General features: G+C 67.0%; 17 protein-coding genes and 1 pseudogene. 9 read left to right on the top strand and 9 right to left on the bottom strand.

Annotated features, from left to right (window positions below; genetic code table 11):
• The 5 genes from AC5RTT_RS16260 to aztA form a co-directional block, all read right to left on the bottom strand.
• The coding region (locus AC5RTT_RS16260) for an ABC transporter ATP-binding protein (protein WP_494146056.1) at positions 1-490 on the bottom strand (490 nt) is incomplete at its 3' end.
• On the bottom strand, positions 487-2,178 hold the full coding sequence (locus AC5RTT_RS16255; RefSeq protein ID WP_494146055.1) for an ABC transporter permease: 1,692 nt from the start codon (positions 2,176-2,178) through the stop codon (positions 487-489). The genes AC5RTT_RS16260 and AC5RTT_RS16255, both read right to left, overlap by 4 nt.
• Entirely contained in the window at positions 2,175-3,197 is a 1,023-nt protein-coding gene (locus AC5RTT_RS16250; RefSeq protein WP_494146054.1) for an extracellular solute-binding protein, read from the bottom strand. Before AC5RTT_RS16250 ends, AC5RTT_RS16255 begins: the two co-directional genes overlap by 4 nt.
• Positions 3,198-3,335: 138 nt before the next feature.
• The gene (locus tag AC5RTT_RS16245) at positions 3,336-5,561 is read right to left on the bottom strand and encodes an Ig-like domain-containing protein (RefSeq protein ID WP_494146053.1); all 2,226 of its coding nucleotides are present in this window, start codon (positions 5,559-5,561) and stop codon (positions 3,336-3,338) included.
• A gap of 504 nt (positions 5,562-6,065) precedes the next feature.
• Entirely contained in the window at positions 6,066-6,713 is a 648-nt protein-coding gene (aztA, locus tag AC5RTT_RS16240; RefSeq protein ID WP_494146052.1) for a zinc ABC transporter ATP-binding protein AztA, read from the bottom strand.
• A gap of 57 nt (positions 6,714-6,770) precedes the next feature.
• On the opposite strand from aztA, the gene aztB reads away from it, so the two are divergent.
• The 5 genes from aztB to AC5RTT_RS16215 all read left to right on the top strand — a co-directional run bounded on the left by aztB (position 6,771) and on the right by AC5RTT_RS16215 (position 11,795).
• The gene (gene aztB / locus AC5RTT_RS16235) at positions 6,771-7,670 is read left to right on the top strand and encodes a zinc ABC transporter permease AztB (RefSeq protein WP_494146051.1); all 900 of its coding nucleotides are present in this window, start codon (positions 6,771-6,773) and stop codon (positions 7,668-7,670) included.
• A complete protein-coding gene (locus tag AC5RTT_RS16230; protein ID WP_494146050.1) occupies positions 7,651-8,856 on the top strand; it encodes a YncE family protein in 1,206 nt (401 codons plus the stop codon). Before aztB ends, AC5RTT_RS16230 begins: the two co-directional genes overlap by 20 nt.
• The gene (gene aztC / locus AC5RTT_RS16225) at positions 8,853-9,785 is read left to right on the top strand and encodes a zinc ABC transporter substrate-binding protein AztC (protein ID WP_494146049.1); all 933 of its coding nucleotides are present in this window, start codon (positions 8,853-8,855) and stop codon (positions 9,783-9,785) included. Before AC5RTT_RS16230 ends, aztC begins: the two co-directional genes overlap by 4 nt.
• Positions 9,786-9,819: 34 nt before the next feature.
• The gene (gene aztD, locus AC5RTT_RS16220; RefSeq protein WP_494146048.1) at positions 9,820-11,034 is read left to right on the top strand and encodes a zinc metallochaperone AztD; all 1,215 of its coding nucleotides are present in this window, start codon (positions 9,820-9,822) and stop codon (positions 11,032-11,034) included.
• Between the two features lie 221 nt (positions 11,035-11,255).
• Entirely contained in the window at positions 11,256-11,795 is a 540-nt protein-coding gene (locus tag AC5RTT_RS16215; protein ID WP_494146047.1) for a dihydrofolate reductase family protein, read from the top strand.
• Positions 11,796-12,024: 229 nt separating this feature from the next.
• Here the strand turns inward: AC5RTT_RS16215 and AC5RTT_RS16210 are convergent, their stop codons facing one another.
• Positions 12,025-12,657, bottom strand: a complete 633-nt coding sequence (locus AC5RTT_RS16210; RefSeq protein ID WP_494146046.1) for a cation diffusion facilitator family transporter — start codon at positions 12,655-12,657, stop codon at positions 12,025-12,027.
• Positions 12,654-12,980, bottom strand: coding sequence for an ArsR/SmtB family transcription factor (locus tag AC5RTT_RS16205; protein WP_494146045.1), 327 nt, complete (start codon positions 12,978-12,980; stop codon positions 12,654-12,656). The genes AC5RTT_RS16210 and AC5RTT_RS16205 overlap by 4 nt, the downstream gene beginning before the upstream one ends.
• Before the next feature lie 149 nt (positions 12,981-13,129).
• Here AC5RTT_RS16205 and AC5RTT_RS16200 point away from each other — a divergent pair, with 149 nt between their 5' ends.
• Both AC5RTT_RS16200 and AC5RTT_RS16195 read left to right on the top strand, forming a co-directional pair.
• On the top strand, positions 13,130-13,966 hold the full coding sequence (locus tag AC5RTT_RS16200) for an alpha/beta fold hydrolase (protein WP_494146044.1): 837 nt from the start codon (positions 13,130-13,132) through the stop codon (positions 13,964-13,966).
• Positions 13,963-15,747, top strand: coding sequence for an EAL domain-containing protein (locus tag AC5RTT_RS16195; protein ID WP_494146043.1), 1,785 nt, complete (start codon positions 13,963-13,965; stop codon positions 15,745-15,747). The genes AC5RTT_RS16200 and AC5RTT_RS16195 overlap by 4 nt, the downstream gene beginning before the upstream one ends.
• Positions 15,748-15,942: 195 nt before the next feature.
• Here AC5RTT_RS16195 and AC5RTT_RS16190 read toward each other — a convergent pair whose 3' ends face one another.
• Positions 15,943-16,473 (bottom strand): hypothetical protein, encoded by a 531-nt coding sequence (locus AC5RTT_RS16190; protein WP_494146042.1) that lies wholly within the window; start codon positions 16,471-16,473, stop codon positions 15,943-15,945.
• 6 nt (positions 16,474-16,479) lie between these two features.
• On the opposite strand from AC5RTT_RS16190, the gene AC5RTT_RS16185 reads away from it, so the two are divergent.
• Positions 16,480-18,372 (top strand): hypothetical protein, encoded by a 1,893-nt coding sequence (locus tag AC5RTT_RS16185; RefSeq protein WP_494146041.1) that lies wholly within the window; start codon positions 16,480-16,482, stop codon positions 18,370-18,372.
• Here AC5RTT_RS16185 and AC5RTT_RS16180 read toward each other — a convergent pair.
• On the bottom strand, positions 18,294-18,638 hold the full coding sequence (locus AC5RTT_RS16180; protein WP_494146040.1) for a thioredoxin domain-containing protein: 345 nt from the start codon (positions 18,636-18,638) through the stop codon (positions 18,294-18,296). The two genes, AC5RTT_RS16185 and AC5RTT_RS16180, sit on opposite strands and share 79 nt — an antisense overlap.
• A gap of 157 nt (positions 18,639-18,795) precedes the next feature.
• Between AC5RTT_RS16180 and AC5RTT_RS16175 the strand changes: the two are divergent.
• Positions 18,796-19,130 (top strand): annotated as a pseudogene (locus AC5RTT_RS16175) (MFS transporter); the annotation flags it as partial.

The raw sequence follows: 19,130 nt of genomic DNA, 5'->3' as shown, positions 1-19,130 counted from the left end.
GCTGCTGCTCGCCGCCGGAAAGCTCGTGCGGGTAGCGGTCCGCCAGGTGGGAGAGCCGGACGAGGTCCAGTACTTCGCCGGTCCGGGCCCGGCGATCGCCGCGGCCCAGCCGGTCCAGGCCGAACTCGACGTTCCCGGCCACGGTCATGTGGGGGAACAGGGCGTAGTCCTGGAACACCAGGCCCACCCGGCGCTGTTCGGGGTAGACAAACCGGCGCTGGTCGGCCACCACGTCGCCGGCAACCCGGATGGTGCCCGCGTTCGGGCGTTCCAGGCCGGCTGCGAGCCGGAGCGTGGTCGACTTGCCGCAGCCGGACGGGCCGATCAGGGTCACCAGTTCGCCGGCCGCGATTGCCAGGTCCACGGATTCCACCCCCACGGCCGGGCCGTAGTGCTTGCTGACGCCTTCAAACACCAGCGCAGCGGGAGCCCCGCCGTCGTTCTCGGTACCCGGTGCCCGGTGGGCCCTGATACTCGCACGGATGGTCATGGGCGGGCCTTTCGGTCAATCTCAGCCCGGCGGGCCTGCCTGACAAGGACGAGGACGGGGAGGATGGCGGCCGCGACAATGACCAGCGCGGGCAGCGAGGCCTTCTCCCAGAAGTTTTCACGCGCCAGCTCATAAACCCAGACGGAGGCCGTGGTGAAGCCGAACGGCCGCAGGAGCAGCACTATGGGCAGTTCTTTGACGGCGTCGATCGCCACCAGCATCAGGGCCACGGCAATTCCGGAGCGGGCCAGGGGGAAGTGCACGCGCGCCAGGATGCGGCGCGGGCCGGCGCCGAGGCTCAGGGCGGAGGAGGTAATGGTTGCCGGGATCTTGGTGAAGCTGGCGTCCACGGCCTGGTAGGCAGGGGCGAGGAACCGGATCACGTAGGCGTAGAGGATGCCCAGCACGGAGCCGGTCACGAGCAGTCCGGTGCCGCCGGGAACGCCAGCGCCCTCCAGGGCCGTATCCAGCGCGGCGAAGGAGATGAGCACCCCGATGCCCACCACGGCGCCGGGGACTGCGTAGCCGAAGGTGGTCACCTGTGCCGCGGAGGAGGCGAAGCGTCCACCGTTCAGGCGCACTCCGTGTCCCACCGCCATCGCCAGGACAACGCAGGCCGCGGCGGTGACCGCGGCGACCAGGAGCGTGTTGATGATGTACTCGCCGAAACGGGGATCGGCCAGGAACCCCGGGTTTTTGGCCGCTCCGCCGATGGCCCAGGCCAGGAGCTGGATGACGGGGATCAGGAAACCGGTGCTGACGGCTGCCGTGCAGAGGGCCGTGGCTGCCCAGCCGCGGCCGCGCTCCAGCCGCTTGGGCTGCAGGCCCTGCCCGCGGGCGCCCTGCCGGTGGTAGCGCGCCCGGCCGCGCAGTGCCCGCTCGGCAGCCAGGACCGCGACGGCGAACAGCAGGACCAGGACCGCCAGCTGCGTGGCCGCATGGAAGTTGAAGGTGCCCTTCCAGACCAGGTAAACCCCCACGGAGACGGTCTGGACGTTGAAGTACTGCACCGTGGCGAAGTCCGTGAGCGTCTCCATCATCACCAGGGACATGCCAGCGGCCAGCGACGGCCGGGCCAGCGGGAGCAGGACCCGGCGCAGCGTCCGGCCCTGCCCGGCGCCGAGGGTGCGGGCCGCGTCATAGGTGCCGGGGGAGTGCTCCAGGAGCGCCGTGCGGGCCAGCAGGTAGACGTAGGGATAGAGGGACAGCGACATCACCAGCACCGCGCCCGGAAGGGATCGGACTTCGGGCACCCAGATGTCCGCGCCCAGGAAGCCGCGGAGGGCCGACTGCACAGGTCCGGACACGTCGAAGACGGACAGGAACACGAAGCCCAGGATGTAGGCGGGCACGGCCAGCGGCAGGACCAGCAGCCAGACGAAGACGTTGCGCAGCGGGAAACGGTAGGCGGTCACCAGCCAGGCCAGGCCGCCACCCACCAGCAGCGATCCCGCGGCCACGCCGCCCATCAGGAGCAGGGTGGTGGCCACCATGGCGGCAAGCCCGCGCGGGGGTGCGGTGCTGCCCAGGCTGCCGAGGCCGTCGAGGACCACGGCGAGTACGGGGGTGGCAACCACGGCGGCCACCAGGGCCACCAGGGCAGACCACGCCGGGCGCCCGGCACCAGCCGTCCGGCCGGGACGGCGCTTCGGCGTCCGCGACTGCGCGAGGACCGCCGTTTCGGTCATTTGTATCCGGCCTCGGCGAGCAGGTCGACTGCTTCGGCGTTGAGGTCGCCGTAGGCTTCGGCGTTCAGCGGCATCCGCTTGAACTCGCCGAATCCTGCGATGACCGGTTCGGGCTTGGCCGCGGGGTTGACGGGGAACTCGTGGTTGGCGTCCACGAACGCGTTCTGTCCCTTGGTGGCGAGCCATTCGATGAGCCGCTGGGCGTCCTCGGCGTTGTCCGAGCCCGCCACGAGGCCGGCGCCGGAAATGTTGACGTGGGTGCCTGCGCCCTGCTGGCTGGCCCAGTGGAGGTCCACCTTGAAGTCCGGCTTCTCCTCCAGCGTGCGGGCCAGGTAGTAGTGGTTGTTGATGCCCACGTCACAGGTTCCGGCGTCGATGGCTTCCAGCAGCAGGACGTCGTTGCTCATGATCTGCACCTCGTTGGCCACCCAGCCCTTGGCGATCTCCAGGGCCTTTTCGCGGCCGTGCAGGTCGATCAGGCTGGCCACCAGCGACTGGGTGTAGGAAGAAGTGGAATCGCGCATGCACAGCCGTCCCTTCCACTTGGGATCGGCCAGCCCGGCATAGGTGTCCGCTGCGTCGAATTCGGCGGGATCCACGTTGTCCGGGTTGTAGGTGACGGTGCGGGCCCGCATGGCCAGGCCGAACCACCGGCCCTGCGGGTCGCGGAGGTCCTCGGGGACGGCCTCGTTGAGCGCTGCGGAGTCGACGGCGGCGAGTTCGTCCTGGCGGGCAGCGTTCCACAGGTTGCCGGCGTCCACGGTCATGAACACGTCAGCGGGGCTGTCCTCGCCCTCGGCCTTGAGGCGTTCCAGGAGCTCTGCGTCGTCGCCGGTGATGAACTCCACGGAAATGCCGGTCTCGTCGGTGAACTCACCGAACGCGCCCTCAAGGTCATAGTGGCGGGCGGAGTAGATTTGAAGATCGGCCGGCTGCCCGCCGATGATGCCGCAGCCTGTCAGGGCGGCCGCGACGGCGGCAATGCTTGCGGTGGCTGCGATCAGGCGTCGAATGGGCACGGAGGGGAGCTCTTCTCACATGAGGGCGGGTTTCCCGCAAGGTAATTTAGCAAGGTAAGGCTATCTTAATTAGGCGTGTCACCTTGAAATTATTAACTTGCGGGACCTTCAGTGCCGCTTCGAGCGCCTCCCTACCGCTTACCGCCAGGCAATGTAGTAGCCGCTCGGACCGACATGGATGACGCCACCTTGATAGTCCTGGGCCACGCTTCCGTCATTGCCTGTGGCGTACTCACCACTTGTGGGGTATCCGAGGCGGCCTGATTCGTACCCTGTGGAGGCCCAGATTGAGCGGATGGCCCCGACGGAGATGTGCGCCCCAGTCGTCGCAGACCAGATGATGGCCCCGCCCTGGTAGTTCTGGAAGACCCCGCCGTTCTTGAGGCCGCCCACATCGTCGGTGACCGGGTAGCCGAGCCTGCCGTTCTCGAACCCTGTGGCCGCCCACCTCTCGCGGATTGCCCCGATGGAGATGTGGGCCCCTGTTGCCGGCGAGTAGATGATGGCGCCGCGCTCGTAGTTCTGGAACACTCCGCCGTTCTTGAGGCCGCCCACTTCGTCGGTGACCGGGTAGCCGAGCCTGCCGTTCTCGAATCCTGTTGACGCCCACAAAGCACGGATCGCGCCCAGGGTGACGTGCGCCCCTGATGCCGGCGAGTACATGATGCAGCCGCGTTCAAAACACTGGTACCCGCCGTTGTCCTTGAGGCCATACACCTCTGGCGTGGTGGCTGCTCCAAGGGCGCCGTTCAGCGACTCCGCCTTGGCTGCAATGGGGGATTGCACGGGCTGGGCTGCGGCCGTGGTGAAAGTCCACGTCCTGTCCGCCGCCAGCGCGTTGCCGGCGGCGTCCTTCACCCCGCTGGTGCCACCCTTGATCGTCGCCGTGTATTGAGTGCCCGCCGCCAGGTCCGCACCGGGGTCCAACGTGGCAACCCGATCCATGCTGCTGTACGTCACAGTGGCCGGCACCGCCGTCGTGCCCGCACGCAACATGAACGTGCTCGACGTAATCGTCGCGGCGTCCAGGCCCTCCGAGAACGTCGCCGTCACATTAGCCGTCACCGCCACGCCGGTGGCACCGGCAGCGGGAGCCGTCACCGTCACGGCCGGAGGCGTGGTGTCAGTGCTCCCGCCGCCGCCCCCGGTGGGATCGTAGTAGTGCCAGTACCGGCTTGTGGCATTCACATCGGCGAGAATCAGCAGGCCGCTGTCGGCCGTGCCCCAGGCCGCGCTGTTGACGTTCTGCTTGGTCGACGTCACGTTGTGCACATACTGGTCGGCATCCACGATGCGGGCCGTCTTCTCAGTAGTAAAGCTGATGGTGTCCAGCGGCGTGGATTTCTCGTAGATCGCGCCGCCCGTAGTGGAGCACACCCCGGCGCCCACAACGCCACTGGGCTTCGGGTAGGTGGCGAAGGTGCGGACCCTTTGCGCGTGTTCATCGATCAGCACGATCACCCGGTTGGGGCATTCGGATACCGTCGCAATTGTGTGGGCGCTCCACGTCGTGCCGTTCAACGCCAGCAACTGGATCAACGGCTGGGACGCGGACGTGTTGGACGTTTTAATGGCAGCAAACACTCTTCCGCCCGCGGACGCATCCAGCCATTTAAGGTAGATGTGGTCGTCACCGCTCCGCAGCCCGGACACGGCTGCAACAGGAGCGGACCACTCTGAGTCCGCCGCTCCATCCACGTGGTAGCTCCAGTAGACGCCGTCGGTGGCATCCCCGATCTGCCGGCTCCACATCAGGCCCATCTTGTTTCCGTCGAACGCGATCAAAGCCGAGGTGTCGTCCACGGAAACGTTGCCGAACGCCGACGGATGCGCCAACGGGGTTCCCCACGTGGCGCCGTCCGTGCCGGTGACGTTGAGGTAGATCCGGTTTCCCTGCTGCCAAGTGGCCCATACCCGTCCGGTGGAATCCTTGTCGATGCTCAGGAGTTCAACTTTGGAGTTGTTGATTTGCGTGGAACCCAGCAGCGTGTACTTCTTTGCGCCCGGGTCGTAGCTGTAGCGGCGCATGTTCGTGGGAAATCCCGGCTCGGCCGGCAGCCCATCGTTAACGAACCGGTAGCTGGCCACGTACAAGGTTGTCCCGTCCCACAGCACGTCATGATGCGTATTTGCCCGCGTTTCGGTCAGCACTCCGGTACTGGCCCACGAGTTCGTCGCCGGATTGAACCGGAAGATCTCGAAATCCGAGGTGGCAGTGTTCCAGAGGTTCCCCCACCAGGTCCCGTCGTTGAACCACAAGGAACTGTTGGCCCGCTTTGTACCCGTCGGCGTTCCCGTTCCCGAATGCGAGGGACCTTCAACCCCCACATCCCCCGTTTCAGCAGCCGCAGGAACGGGTGGCATTACGACGCCGCCCAGAACAACCAGGAGCGCTGCCAATAATGTGTAGAGCCGCGGATCCGGGACCCGGCGCCGGCGGTGACCGGCCGGACGATCGGCTCCCCGCCTTACCTGTCGCCAGGAAGTCCTGGAGCCTCTCCTACCCACGTTCCTGCGAATAAATTGAAAGTCCATCAATTTAGCTCCGGGCCTAGAACTGCCACCGCCGATTTCCAGTTCGTACAGTGTCATTGCCCAAGACGTCCGAAACAATCCCGGCCGTTCCCTGCTCGATGCCCCGATATCGCCCTGAACAGGCAAAACGCTGGTGCGGGTTTCCGAAGACTCGCCAAAACTTGCGTGCACCTTGACCGTTTCTTGAGGAGCAGGGGCGACAGTATTTGCACGCCGTGTAGCAGTGCGCGGCAATGCCCGGCCAGCCGGGCTGCGGGGACAGTCAACGGGAATCATCCCGAGGTCTCAAAAGGTCCGCCGGCGCCTCCCCCGGGGCGCCGGCGGATGCTTTCCTTAACGGCCTTGGCCCGCCTGCGAATCCGCGGCGACCCGGCCGCCGTCGAGCCTCACCACCCGGTCCGCCCGGCCGATGTCCCCGGTGTCGTGGCTCGATTCCAGCACGGTCACCCCGCGCCGCAGCTCATCCTGTACAGCCGCGCGGATCAGCCCGTGCGCCCTGCTGTCCAGTCCCGCCGTCGGCTCATCCAGGATCAGGATGCCGGACTCCTGCGCCAGCCCCTGCGCAATCAGGGTCCGCTGCCGCTGCCCGCCGGAGAGCTCCTGCAGCTGCCGGCCTGCCAGGTCCGCAATTCCCATCCGTTCCAGGGCGTCGAAAACCTTCTGCCGGTCCGTCTGCAGCAGGGGGAGCAGTCCACGCCGGTGCGGCCACCGTCCCATCTCCACTGCCTGGCGGACGGTGCACGGCATGGACTCGGGCGTCCTGGTGTGCTGGATGACGAACGCCGGACGGGCGGCGGCCTGCACCGTGCCCCGCACGGGCTTGAGGACCCCGGCCGCCAGGGCCAGCAGCGTTGACTTCCCGGATCCATTCCGGCCTGTCAGGACCGTGTGGGTACCCGGCGCGAGGGCCAGCGACACGTCCTCCAGCACCTGCCTGTCGGGGTACGCAAACCCCACTCCGCTGAGTGTCAGCGTCTGCACGGCGCCGCCTTTCCTTGTTGCGAATGAGTCTCATTTAATACTGTACGATGAACCGCGATGGAATGGTTACTCGATCCCCTGAATGCCTCATTCGTGCAGCGCGCCCTGCTGGGCGGCGGCCTGGTGGCGGTGGTGTGCGCCGTCGTCGGTACCTGGGTTGTGGTGCGCGGCATGGCGTTCCTGGGCGATGCCATGTCCCACGGACTGCTGCCCGGCATCGCCATTGCGGCGCTAGTGGGCGGAAACCTGATCGTGGGCGCGGCCCTCAGCGCGGCGGCGACGGCGGCCGGCGTCTCCGCGATCACCCGGAACCGGCGCGTCTCGCAGGACACCGCCATCGGCCTGCTGTTCGTCAGCATGCTCTCCACCGGGGTGATCATCGTGTCCGCCTCCGGCTCCTTCGCCGTGGACCTCACCGGGACTTTGTTCGGCGACGTCCTGGCCGTCGGAACGGACGACATCCTGGTGCTCGCCGTCGTCGGCCTCGTGGTCCTGGCGCTCGCGGCGGTGTTCCACCGGGCCTTCCTGGCGGCGGCGTTCAACCCGCAGAAGGCCGCCAGCCTGGGGCTGCGTCCCCGGCTGACCCACTTTGTGCTGCTTTGCCTGGTCACCCTTGCCGTCGCCTCGTCCTTCCAGGTGGTGGGGACGCTGTTGGTGTTCGGGCTGCTCATCGCCCCGCCCGCCGCCGCGCTGGTTTGGGCCACGTCCATCAGGACCGTGATGATCCTCGGCTCCCTCATCGGCGCCGCCAGTGTTGTGGCGGGCCTCTGGATCTCCTGGTATGCATCCACTGCCGCCGGCGCCACCATCGCCCTGGTGGCCGCCCTGTCCTACTTCTTCTCCGCCCTGGCCCGCGGCGCAGTCCGGCGCAGGCCCGGCACCGGGCCTGCGCCCGCCGTCGAACCAGTCCCCTCGCTAGAAATGGAACCGCTTCCCCGTGCCCCGCACCACGCCTAAACTGTCCGTTCTCCTGCTCGGCCTTCCAGTGCTGCTGTCCGCGTGCGCCCCGACCGGCGCCGAACCGCAGCCGGACGAAACCGCCACCCCGCACGGCTACGTCGCCGGAGCGCAGGAGAACCCCGAGCCGCAGACCGGCCTGCTCACCTTCAACCGGGAAACGGGGGAGGGGCAATTGCTCTCCCTCCTCACCGGGGACACGTCCGACGCCGGCACCTCCGGCCGCATCGATGCCGCCTACCAGGACGGCCGCTACGCCCTGCTCACCGGGGCGGGCGACGTGCAGGTCTTCGATACCGGTGCCTGGACCGTGGACCACGGAGACCATGTGCACTACTACAGCGCCGAACCCGGCCTGGTCGGTACCCTGGCGGTGCCGGAGGCCGGGGCAATGGCCGGAGACGGCTCATCCATCACGGTCTTCTCAACATCCGGCGGGTACGCCTCTGTGTACAGGCACAAGGACCTTGACGCCGGCACTGTGGCGGAGTCTGCACGGATAACCAGCACTCCGCATGACGGCATGGTGGTGCCGTACGAAGGGCACTTCCTGGCAACTGTTGCTTCCGGTTCCGCGGCAGGCGGGGTGGAAGTCCGCGACGCGGAGGACCACACCGTGCTCGGCGCACAGGACTGCGCCGGCCTGTCCGGCCACGCCGCCACCCGTGTCGGGGTGGTGTTCGCCTGCTCTGACGGTGCCCTGCTGATCACCGAGGATGATGGCGCCTTCGCTGCCGAAAGGATCCCGTACCCCGACGGCGGCGCCGGCCATCCGCCCACGACGAGCCTTGGGCACCGTCCGGGCTCGAACGAACTTGCCGGGCCCGCAGGGGAGGACGGGGTTTGGCACCTGGACGTATCCAAGCGGACGTGGACCCACTTGGCCTCCCCGGTCCCCGTTGCCGCAGCTTCGGCTGTTGGTGACAGGAAGCGGGTGCTGGCGGTCGGCGCCGACGGTTCCCTCCTCACCCTGAACCCTGCCACCGGCGAGGTGGCCGCCCAGGTTCCCCTGCTTGAGGCGCCGGCCGGGAGCGCGGTCCCGCAGTTGCTCATTGACGCCTCCCGCGCCTACGTCAGCGACCCCGCCCGTTCTGTCGTCCACGAGATCGACTACGCGGACGGGCTCCGCATCGCCCGGACCTTCGAGGTGCCTGCCGCCGGCCTCGTGATGGAGACCGGGCTGTGAGGCGCGGCGTCCTGGCACGGTTTGCCAGCGCACTTGTGGTGCTTTGCCTTGCGCTCAGCGGATGTTCCGCAGCCGCCGCCCAAAGGCCCACAGTGGTGGTCACCACCAACATCCTGGGCGACATCACCCGCAACCTGGTGGGGGACCAGGCGGAAGTGGTGGTGCTGATGGAAGCCAATGCCGATCCGCACTCGTTCGGCATCTCGGCCCGGCAGGCTGCGGTGATCGAGAACGCGGACCTGATCGTGCATAACGGTGGCGGCCTGGAGGAGGGGGTCCTTAACCACGTGGAGGCAGCCGCCGCTGAAGGCGTGCCGACTGTGGTGGCGATGGACGCCGTCGAACCTTTGACGTTCACGCACGGCGACGCTGATGAATCCGGCCAAGGCGGCGCGGAGGACCCGCATTTCTGGACCGACCCTTCCCGGGTGGCAAAGGCTGCCGAGGCAATCGCCGGCAGCGTGCTGGAGCATGTAGACGGCGTTGACGCGGAGACCGTGCGCTCGCACACCGCCGGGTATGTGCAGCAGCTCCACGAGCTCGATGCGTCCATGGAGGCCAGCTTCGCCGCAATCGAGCCGGCCAAGCGGAAGCTCATCACCAACCACCACGTGTTCGGCTACCTGGCCCAGCGGTTCGGGTTCGAGGTAATCGGTGCCGTGATTCCGAGTGGCACCACGTTGGCCTCGCCGAGTTCCGCGGACCTAAACGACCTCACCGGAAAGATCCGGTCCGCCGGAGTGGTGGCCATCTTCGCCGACTCCTCCCAGCCGGAGCGGCTGGCCCAGGTCCTCGCCGCAGAGGCCGGCCTGGACATCGCCGTGGTCCCGCTGTTCACCGAATCGCTGGGGGCCGAAGGGTCCGGCGGCGCCACCTACCTGGAGATGATGCGTGCAAACACCGAAAGCATCACCAAAGCACTGTCGTAAGTCCCACCCGCACCCCTGACGAGAAGGAAACTCCATGCAACACCGCACCCCGCCCGTACGCCTGCTCGCTGCACTGGCCGCCGCCGGCCTGCTGCTCACCGGCTGCGCCGGCGCCACCCCGGCCGGAAGCACAGCATCCACCGCCTCGGCTGCCGCGACGGTTGACGCGGCCACCCCGCGGATTGTCACCACGTACGACGGCGGCGTCCAGGTCCTGGATCCCGAAACCTTCGAGGTGCTCGGCGACTTTCCCATCGAGGGCTTCAACCGGATCAACCCTGCCGGCGACGGACGCCACGTCATCATCTCCACGGCCAAGGGCTTCGAGGTCCTGGACACCGGCGTCTGGTCAGAGGGCGGCAAGCACTTCGCCCAGGACCCGGCCATGACGGACATCGAGTTCCCCACCAGCAAGCCCGGACACGTGGTCCGGCACGAGGGCAAGACCATCCTGTTCAGCGACGGCACCGGCGAGGTGACCGTGTTCGAATCCGACGATCTCGCCGACGGCCAGCCCAAGGTGAAAACCCACCGGGCGGAGGAAGCCCACCACGGCGTCGCCGTCGAGCTGTCAGACGGCGAACTGGTCCTCACGCTGGGGAACGACAAAGAACGCCCCGGCATTGTGGTACTGGACAAGGACGGCAAGGAAATCACCCGCAATGAGGACTGCCCCGGCGTCCACGGCGAAGCAACCGCGGCCGGGGAAGCTGTGGTGATCGGCTGCCAGACCGGCGTCCTCATCTACGCCGACGGCGCCATCACCAAGCTGGACAGCCCCACCGAGTACGGCCGGATCGGCAACCAGGCCGGCTCGGACGAGTCTCCGGTGACTTTGGGCGACTACAAGCAGGACAAGGACGCTGAACTGGAGCGGCCGGAGCAGATCTCGCTGATCAACACTGAAACCAAGTCCCTGACACTGGTTGACCTCGGAACCAGCTACAGCTTCCGTTCGCTGGCGCGGGGCCCGCACGGCGAGGCCCTGGTGCTCGGCACCGATGGCGCCCTGCACGTGATGGATCCGGAAACGGCGAAGGTGACCAACAGCTTTCCGGTCATCCCGGCCTGGGAGGAGCCCCTGAAGTGGCAGGAGCCTCGGCCCACGATTTTCGTCAACGGCCACACGGCCTTCATTACGGACCCGAAGACCAACAGCATCCACGCGGTGGACATCGAGTCCGGCAAGATCACCGGAACCGGCACGCTGGAGGACACCCCGAACGAGCTGACCGGCGTCACCGGCTGACCCCCTGCGACGCTCTCTCACCTTTCGCGCCTAAACCCGTGACGCCCTCTCACTTGTGGCGGCTTTCCCGGGGACGCCCGCTCACCTTTAATTTCAGTCTCCTGGAGCAAAGGTGAGCGGGCGTTGGCCTGAGGACGCAGGCAGTGAGCCGGCGGAGTATCACAGCGCCGCAATGTTTGTCCTCTTGACCGTGAAGGCAGCAGTGCCTAGCGTCTGCAGATGTGACCATTGTGTTCGGCGGAATGGCAGCCAGCCTCGACGGGTACATCCGCTCGGCCAGCGGGAACTTGTCGTGGCTGAATGACGCCATGTCGAAGAATGAGGACTATGGTTTCGCGGCCACGGAGCAGCGCACGGGCGCCTACGTCATGGGCGCCAACACTTACCGTGAGGTGGCCGGCATGGGCGTGGGGGGCTCCGCCGTTCCCACCTATGTGGTCACGCACGACGAAACCCTTGCCACACCCAAGAACACACACCTGTTCAGCGGCGACCCGGGCGACCTGGTGGCCCGGCTAAAGGCCACACTTCCGGCAGACAAGGATATTTGTGTCTATGGCGGCGGACAGCTTGTAACGGAGTTCATCGAGGCCGGGCTGCTGGATGAACTGGGGGTTGCCGTCATCCCGGTCATCCTGGGCGGCGGCGTCCCGTTCTTCGGCAGCCTCGGCCAATGGACACGGCTGGAACTGGCGGAGTGCCGGCCCTATCCCTCCGGCATCGTGCTGCTGAACTACCGCCTGGCGTCCACCACCTCATAAGCTCGACGGCGGCGCCTGAGGGCCGGAGGCGCCGCAAGTGAGCGGGCGTCCGTGTGGAAGGTGCCACAAGTGAGCGGGCGTCGGCGGCGGAGGCGCCACGAGTGAGCGGGCGTCCGGATGGGAGGCGCCGCAAGTGAGCGGGCGTCCGGAGGGGAGGCGCCACAACTGAGCGGGCGTCCGGATGGGAGGCGCCACGAGTGAGCGGGCGTGTTGCGGAGCGGAAGGCAGGTCAGGCGCAGCCCGCGCAGCAGGCCTCGCCCCGCCACGCGTTGATGCCCTCCCGGGCGGCGATGCCCGCGATGGCCAGGGCCGCCACGGAATCGGCCCACCACCAGCCGAGCGTGCTGTTCAGGACCAGGCCCACCAGGAGGACGGCCGAGAGGTAGGTGCACAGCAGTGTCTGCTTGGAGTCGGCAACAGCCGTCCTGGATCCCAGCTCGCGGCCGGCCCGGCGCTGCAGCCAGGACAGCACCGGCATCACGGCCAGGCTCAATGCGGCGATGATGAGTCCTGGCGTCGAATGTTCAGCTGGTTCGCCGTTGAGCAGGGCCCGGACGGCATCGAAGGAGACGAACGCGGCGAGGGCAAAGAAAGACAGCGCGATGATCCGCAGGGTCAGGTGCTCGCGGCGTTCCGGGTCCTTCGAGGCGAACTGCCAGGAAAGTGCGACGGCGGATGCCACCTCGATCACGGAATCCAGCCCAAACCCGATCAGCGCCGCAGAGCCTGCGATGCCGCCGGCCCACAGCGCAACGGCGGCCTCAATGATGTTGTAGGTGATGGTGGCCGCCGCGAGGAACCGGATGCGCCGGGTGAGGACCGCGCGCCGGGCGGCTGCCGGTGACAGCTGGAGGCCGCTCATGACGTGCACGTCCCGTCCGGGGCGCAGCAGGCCGGATCAACAGCCAGCACCACGCCCAGCAGGTCGCGGATGGCGTGGCCCAGCCGGCCGTCTGCCAGTTCGTACCTGGTCCTTCGCCCATCCGGGACCCCCACCACCAGGCCGCAGCCGCGCAGGCAGGTCAGGTGGTTGGACATGCTTTGCCGGGACACGCCCAGTGACTCGGCGAGGTCGGAAGGGTAGGCGGGGCCGTCGGCGAGGGCCAACAGGATCCGGGCCCGGGTGGGGTCGGACACCGCGTACCCGAAGCGCGCCAGGACCGGTGCATGCGTCAGCGTTTCCATGCCTGTGAATGTACAGCGCTGGATGTATTCAGGTCCAGCTGTATCCAACGCGAGCCACAACCTTCAACACTTGTGAGATTCGCTTTCTGCCGCCGCTACTATCTGAGGTAGGAAATCACCCTGCTTACTAACCCTGGGGGCCGGTACGGATGGTCACAGCAGCAACCGAGGCAGCGTCGCAGCTGATCCGCCGGAACAACATCACAGTCTCCGGGCGCGCGGACGGGCCCGTGATGATGTTCGCCCACGGCTACGGCTGCGACCAGGACATGTGGCGGCGGCTGCTGCCCTACTTCGCCGATGACTACCGGCTGGTGCTCTTCGACCACGTGGGAGCGGGCCGCTCCGATGTGGACGCCTATGACCGCGACAAATACGGGACCCTGGACGGCTATGCCGAAGACCTGCTGGAAATCTGCGCCGCCCTGGACCTGGAGGACGTCATCCTGGTGGCCCACAGTGTGAGCGCCATGATCGCGCTGATCGCCGCCGTCCGGCAACCGGGCAGGTTCTCCCGGCTGGTCCTGGTTGCCCCGTCGCCCCGCTACACCAACGACGCCGCCGACGGGTACGTGGGCGGGTTTTCCGAGGAGGACATCGAGGGCCTGCTCGCCTCGCTGGACAGCAACTATGTCGCCTGGGCCGAAGCCCTCGCGCCGATGGCCATGGGCAACCCGGACGCCCCGGAGCTTGCGGAGGAACTCCGGAGCAGCTTCTGCCGCACCAAGCCTTCGATCGCGCGGCATTTCGCCCGGGTCACCTTCCTCTCCGACAGCCGGCCGGTGCTGGAGAAGGCAGCCTCCGAGTGCCTGATCCTGCAATGTTCCGATGACCTGCTCGCACCGAAGGAGGTGGGCGCCTATGTGCACCGGCACCTGGGGCAGAGCACACTGGTACAACTGACGGCAACCGGCCACTGCCCGCATGTCAGTGCTCCTGAGGACACGGCCGGCGCCATCCTGAACTACCTTGATTCCCGCCCGTGACGGACGCCCCAGGCCCGCCCGCGGGCCGCGACAAGACGCCGTACGACTTTGAGGCGCTGTTCCACCAGGCGCCGTGCGGATACCTGGTAACGGACGACGGCGGCAGCATCACCGCGGTCAATGACACCTTTGTGCAGTGGACCGGTTTCGCCCGTCCCGACCTTCTCGGCCGCAGGCTGCAGGACCTCATGCCCGTGGGTGACCAGATTCTCTACTCAACCCACTGCATACCGCAGCTGGGCATCAACGGCTCAGTCTCGGAGATTGCGGTGGAGGTCATCGACGCCGGCGGCGAACGCCGCGCCGCGCTGCTCTCGGCGCAGCGGATTCCCGGCTCCGGGCAGGAGCCCGCCAGTGTCCGCGTCATCATCTTCAGCGCCCATGAACGCAGGATGTTTGAAAAGGAACTGGTCGCGGCCCTCCGCGCCGCAGAGGAATCCGAGGCCCGCCGGGGACAGGCGGAGAAGGAACTGCAGCGGCTAGCCCTGCACGACTCCCTGACCGGACTGCCCAACCGCGCAGGGCTGAGAATGGCGCTCGAGCCTTTCCTGGACGGCAGGGGCAAGGCGACGCTGGCCGTCCTGTTTTTGGACCTGGACCACTTCAAAGCCGTCAACGACAGCCTGGGGCACTCGGCGGGGGATGAGCTGCTGGTGGCCGTGGCGCAGCGGCTGCGGGCCGCGGTATCGGGAACGGGCACCATTGCCCGGCTCTCCGGCGACGAATTCCTGGTTGTGCGGACCGCCGTCGACACTCCGGAGGCCATGGCCCTGGCAGCCGGCCTGCTGGATGTCCTTCGGGCGCCGATGCAGATTGAGGGCCTGGAAATCGTGACTTCCGCGAGCATCGGGATTGCGGTGGCGGACAACGCGGATGAAACGCTGGAAGACCTGATCCGCCGCGCGGACATCGCCATGTACCGGGCCAAGGAGCGGGGGCGCGGCCGGTGGGAGCTGCACGAGCCCGCCGAAACGGATCCCACCGTGGACCGGCTCCGCGCACTGGGCGAACTGCGCCGCGGTATCAGGGACGGCGCCCTCCGGGTGCATTACCAGCCCCAAATTGACCTGCGGACTGGCATCGCCAGCGGCGTGGAGGCCCTGGTCCGGTGGCAGCACCCTACGCGCGGGCTGCTGCCGCCGTCGGAATTCATCACCATGGCCGAAGAATCAGGGCTGGTGCGCCCCCTGGGTGCCTGGGTGCTGAACGAGACGCTGAAGCAGGCGGCAGCCTTGCGGCAGGACCCCCGGAACGCGGACCTGGAATTTGCCGTCAATCTTTCCGCCCGGCAGTTGAACGATCCCGAACTGGTGGACGAAGTAAAGGGCGCCCTTCAGCTCTGGACACTGGATCCGGCGCTCCTGCAGCTGGAAATTACCGAAACGGCCCTGATGTCCGATCCGGTCGCCGCGCTTGAGTCGCTGACTGCCCTGAAGAACCTGGGCGTCGGCCTGGCTGTTGACGACTTTGGAACGGGCTATTCAAGCCTGACATACCTGAAGAAGTTCCCCATCAACGAACTGAAGATCGACATGTCCTTCATCATGGGACTCGGCACGGACTCCGGTGACTCCGCCATCGTGGGCAGCTGCATCGACCTGGCCCACGCCGTGGGCATCCGTGCCGTTGCCGAAGGCGTGGAAACGTCCGGGCAAGAGCAGGCACTGAGGGCAATGGGCTGTGACCTTGCGCAGGGGTATCTGTATGCCCGCCCGCTGCCGGCCCCGCTCCTGGAGGAATGGCTGCAAGCCAACCGGGGCGGCCGCCCGGTCAGTGCCTGATCATCCCTCCTGATGCTCGGCGACCCGTCGTCAGGAGGGAAAAGTAAAGTTCACTATTTCGCCCTGCCCGGCACGGCTACCCGGATAGGCGGGTACAACCGTGGTGGAGGGCAGGGCGAAAGACTGTAAATCGAAGGTTGAGGTGGCAGGCTCTGGGGCCCCGTACTGGGCGCTGGGAGTTGCCTTGGCGGTGGCCTATGCGGCCATTGCGGCTGCCGGAACGGCGGCCTTCCTGCGCGGCGCCAGCACGCTGATGGTGCACGGTGCCTGCTGCGGATCGATCAGGGTTGGAAGATGATGCGTCTCCGATGAGGTCCGGAGCATCTCAAGCGCCGCGTCATCAACACGGGCATGTGAGATATCCAGTTCCAGATCCAGGCCTTCCCGAAGGGAATTGGCCCGCTTTGCCACTACATAAAGGGCGTTGACGCTATGGACGGTGATATGCCCCTTTGCAATCACCTTGGCTCGTGCTTGGTCGAGATCGATACGGACAACAATGTTGAGCTTTGAGTTCAAAATGTAAAGCCTTCCCCGGCATTGGCTGCGACGCTGCAGCTTCTTGCTATGGCCGTTTGCATCAGCCTCATCCAGAGTAGGGGCAGAATGTGACGCACGCAACATGGGGATGATTATTACATCGATTGTTGTTTCATGACGCAGAGTTCCGCCCGCGGCGCCGCGCCAGCTTCGAGGCTTCCTTCCCGCCGGGTGCAGGTCCATCATTAGCCCATGGGCAAGCGCGCAAGCGACGGCCTGGGGGACGCGGACACGGATAGTAGCGGCGGTGCCGGAGAACATGCCCGGAACCGCCCGGACCACGCGGTGGTGTTTGTCCACGGCATGGGCCGGGCCCTGAAAGGCGGGACGCTGCAGGAGTGGGCCCAGCCGCTGATGCTCAGCCTCCACGATCTTTCCCTGGACATGGTGCCGGACGCCCCGCATCCGCACCTGGTGATCACCAAAGCCAACGCAGTGGGCGATGCACCCGAGGTATGGGTGAAGGTGCTGCGCGGCTATGCCGGCGCAAAGCCGGACTACCTTTCGGTGCTCATGACCGAGGCGTCCTGGGGCAGGGACTTCGAACCGGCGTCGGCCGCGTCCACGTACTCCTGGGCGCTGCGCACCGCACTGCGGGTGTACAAAAGGTCCCTGCAGCTGATCAGGTGGAACCTCTATCCAGGCCGGCGGCGGGCCAGCCTCGCATGGCTGGGTGCCCGGCTGCGGCAGGCGATCCTGACCTTCCTGGCGGCGTGTGCCGGGTTCTTCATCCTGCTGGCCGTGCTGGTGGTGCTGCTGCTGACCATCGTCCTGGCCTGGATTCCCGGGCCGGGCCGGTGGATCGGCAAGATCGTCTCCCTGTTCGCCGAATTCCTGGGCGATCCCCAGGTGTGGAAGCGCAAGCCCCTGCAGGCGGCCGCGATGAGGCAGCGGGTGGTGGACACGCTGCAGCGCTGGGACCACGACGGCGGGACGCAGGTGACGGTGGTGGCGCACAGCCAGGGTGCCGCGATCACCGGGCAGGTCCTGTTCCAGAACCAGGCGCGGGCCACCAATTTTGTCAGTGTGGGCAGCGGGCTTGACCTGTTGGGGTACGCTCAGTGGGGCGGCGGAACGGGGGAGGACCCGGTGACCGACTGGCTGGCGAACGCGGACCGGCCCCGGTGGATCAATGTGTGGGGAAAATTCGACTTCGTGCCGGCAGGACCCATTTCAACCCACGCCAACGGCCCGCTGCCCGTCTTCGGCAAGATCTATGCCCGGGACTCCGCGGGCGACGGCGGCCCCGGTCCCGAGGAGCATCCGGTCTATAACCGGTCCGCCCTGATCTATGACCACATCGTCTACTCCAGCAACAGGGTGGAGGTGCTGGATCCGCTGGCACGGCTGATCCTGGACCCGCCCTCCGACCCTCACGGCCTTGCCTTGCGGGGGCTCGACGGCGACCGGCGCCTCCGTCCGCACCGCGTCATGGTCAAGAGCCTGGGCGTGACGCGGCTTCTCTCGGTACTCACCGCAGCGCTCAGCGCCCCGGCGGCCCTGGCCTGGCTGGGCTCCCAGGGGTGGGCGCGGAACCTGGTGCAATGCGGCCCGCCCGGGGTCGGCCAGGACCCATGGTGGTCCTCCTGGCTGTGTTCCGGCCCTTCCTACCACTGGGGGCACTGGCAGAGCTGGGGCGTGCTGGCGGTGACCACGGCCGTGTTCGCCGGTGTGCTGGTGGGACTCCTGAACGGGCCGGTGTGGGGAGTGCTGCACAACCGGCTCCAGCGCAGGCGGAAACCGTCCGTCCGGCAATCAAGCGACCCCGCGCGCAACCGGCCGGCAAACCCGTGGTGGTACGTCGCCTGGTACCTGCTGATTGTGACCGTGGTGGCGGTGGCCGTGCCGTTCATGCTCGCCTGGCCGGACCTGCCGTGGGTCCTGGTTGTGGTGCTGGTTGTCGCACTCTGGGCGCTGTGCTTCACGCGCACGAGCATCAGCGGGCTGCCGGCACGGACATCAGATTTTCGGGCGCAGGGTTCCCCGGCCGCGGGTTTACGGCAGGGTCAGCCGACTACCTCGGGAAGCCTGCCGGTTAACTCCGCCACCGGCGCTGAAGACCAGCGCTCGCGTTCGGGCTCGTAGGAGATCACCACGGAGGCGTCGCTGGCGCGGGCCTCGTCCATGGCGAGCAGCAGGGCGTCCTCCATGCGGCGGGCGTACTCCAGCCGCTCAGCCAGGCTGCCCTGAAGTTCGGCGTCGTCGATCAGGACGTGGCCTTTCCCGTCCACGATGACTTTCAGGGAGTACCCCTGGTCCTCGTGGAGTGATCCCCGGGTGGATGAAATTTCGGTGACTCTTGCTGCCCGGACCAGCCCGTTGCCGAGCGTTCGGATCCACACTTCACCCATCAGATGACCTCCCCTTGGCTATTATGGGCGCGGGTCAGCGCCCCATAAGGCGAACGCTACTCCTGTGCAGGCCGTTTGTGACCCCCGAATTTTGGTGGATGTGGGGGAAACGGCAGCGGGGAAATTTGCACAGCGGCGCCGCCATAGGATGAATCCGATGACTTCCCCGGACAACCCCCAGCCCTTCAGCCTTCGCAGCATTGCGGTAGCCGCTTTTGGGCCCACGCTCCTCTTCGGGATCGGGCAGGGGGCCATCCTTCCGGTGGTGGCGTTGACGGCCCGGGACCTCGGTGCATCCGTTGCCATCGCAGCCCTGGTTGTCACCCTGATGGGGCTCGGTTCGTGGCTTTTCAACCTGCCCGCCTCCCTGGTTACCCTCAGGTTCGGTGAGCGGTGGATCTGCGTCGTGGCCACCACCGAGGCCGGCTGTCCATTGTGCGGCGTGATCAGCAGTCGAGTGCATTCCCGCCGGCCACAACGCCTGCGTGACAC

This window comes from Arthrobacter sp. Y3221157 (genome assembly GCF_059089865.1).
Note: the sequence above shows the minus strand (reverse complement) of the source record. Positions and strands in the feature narration are given on the sequence as shown.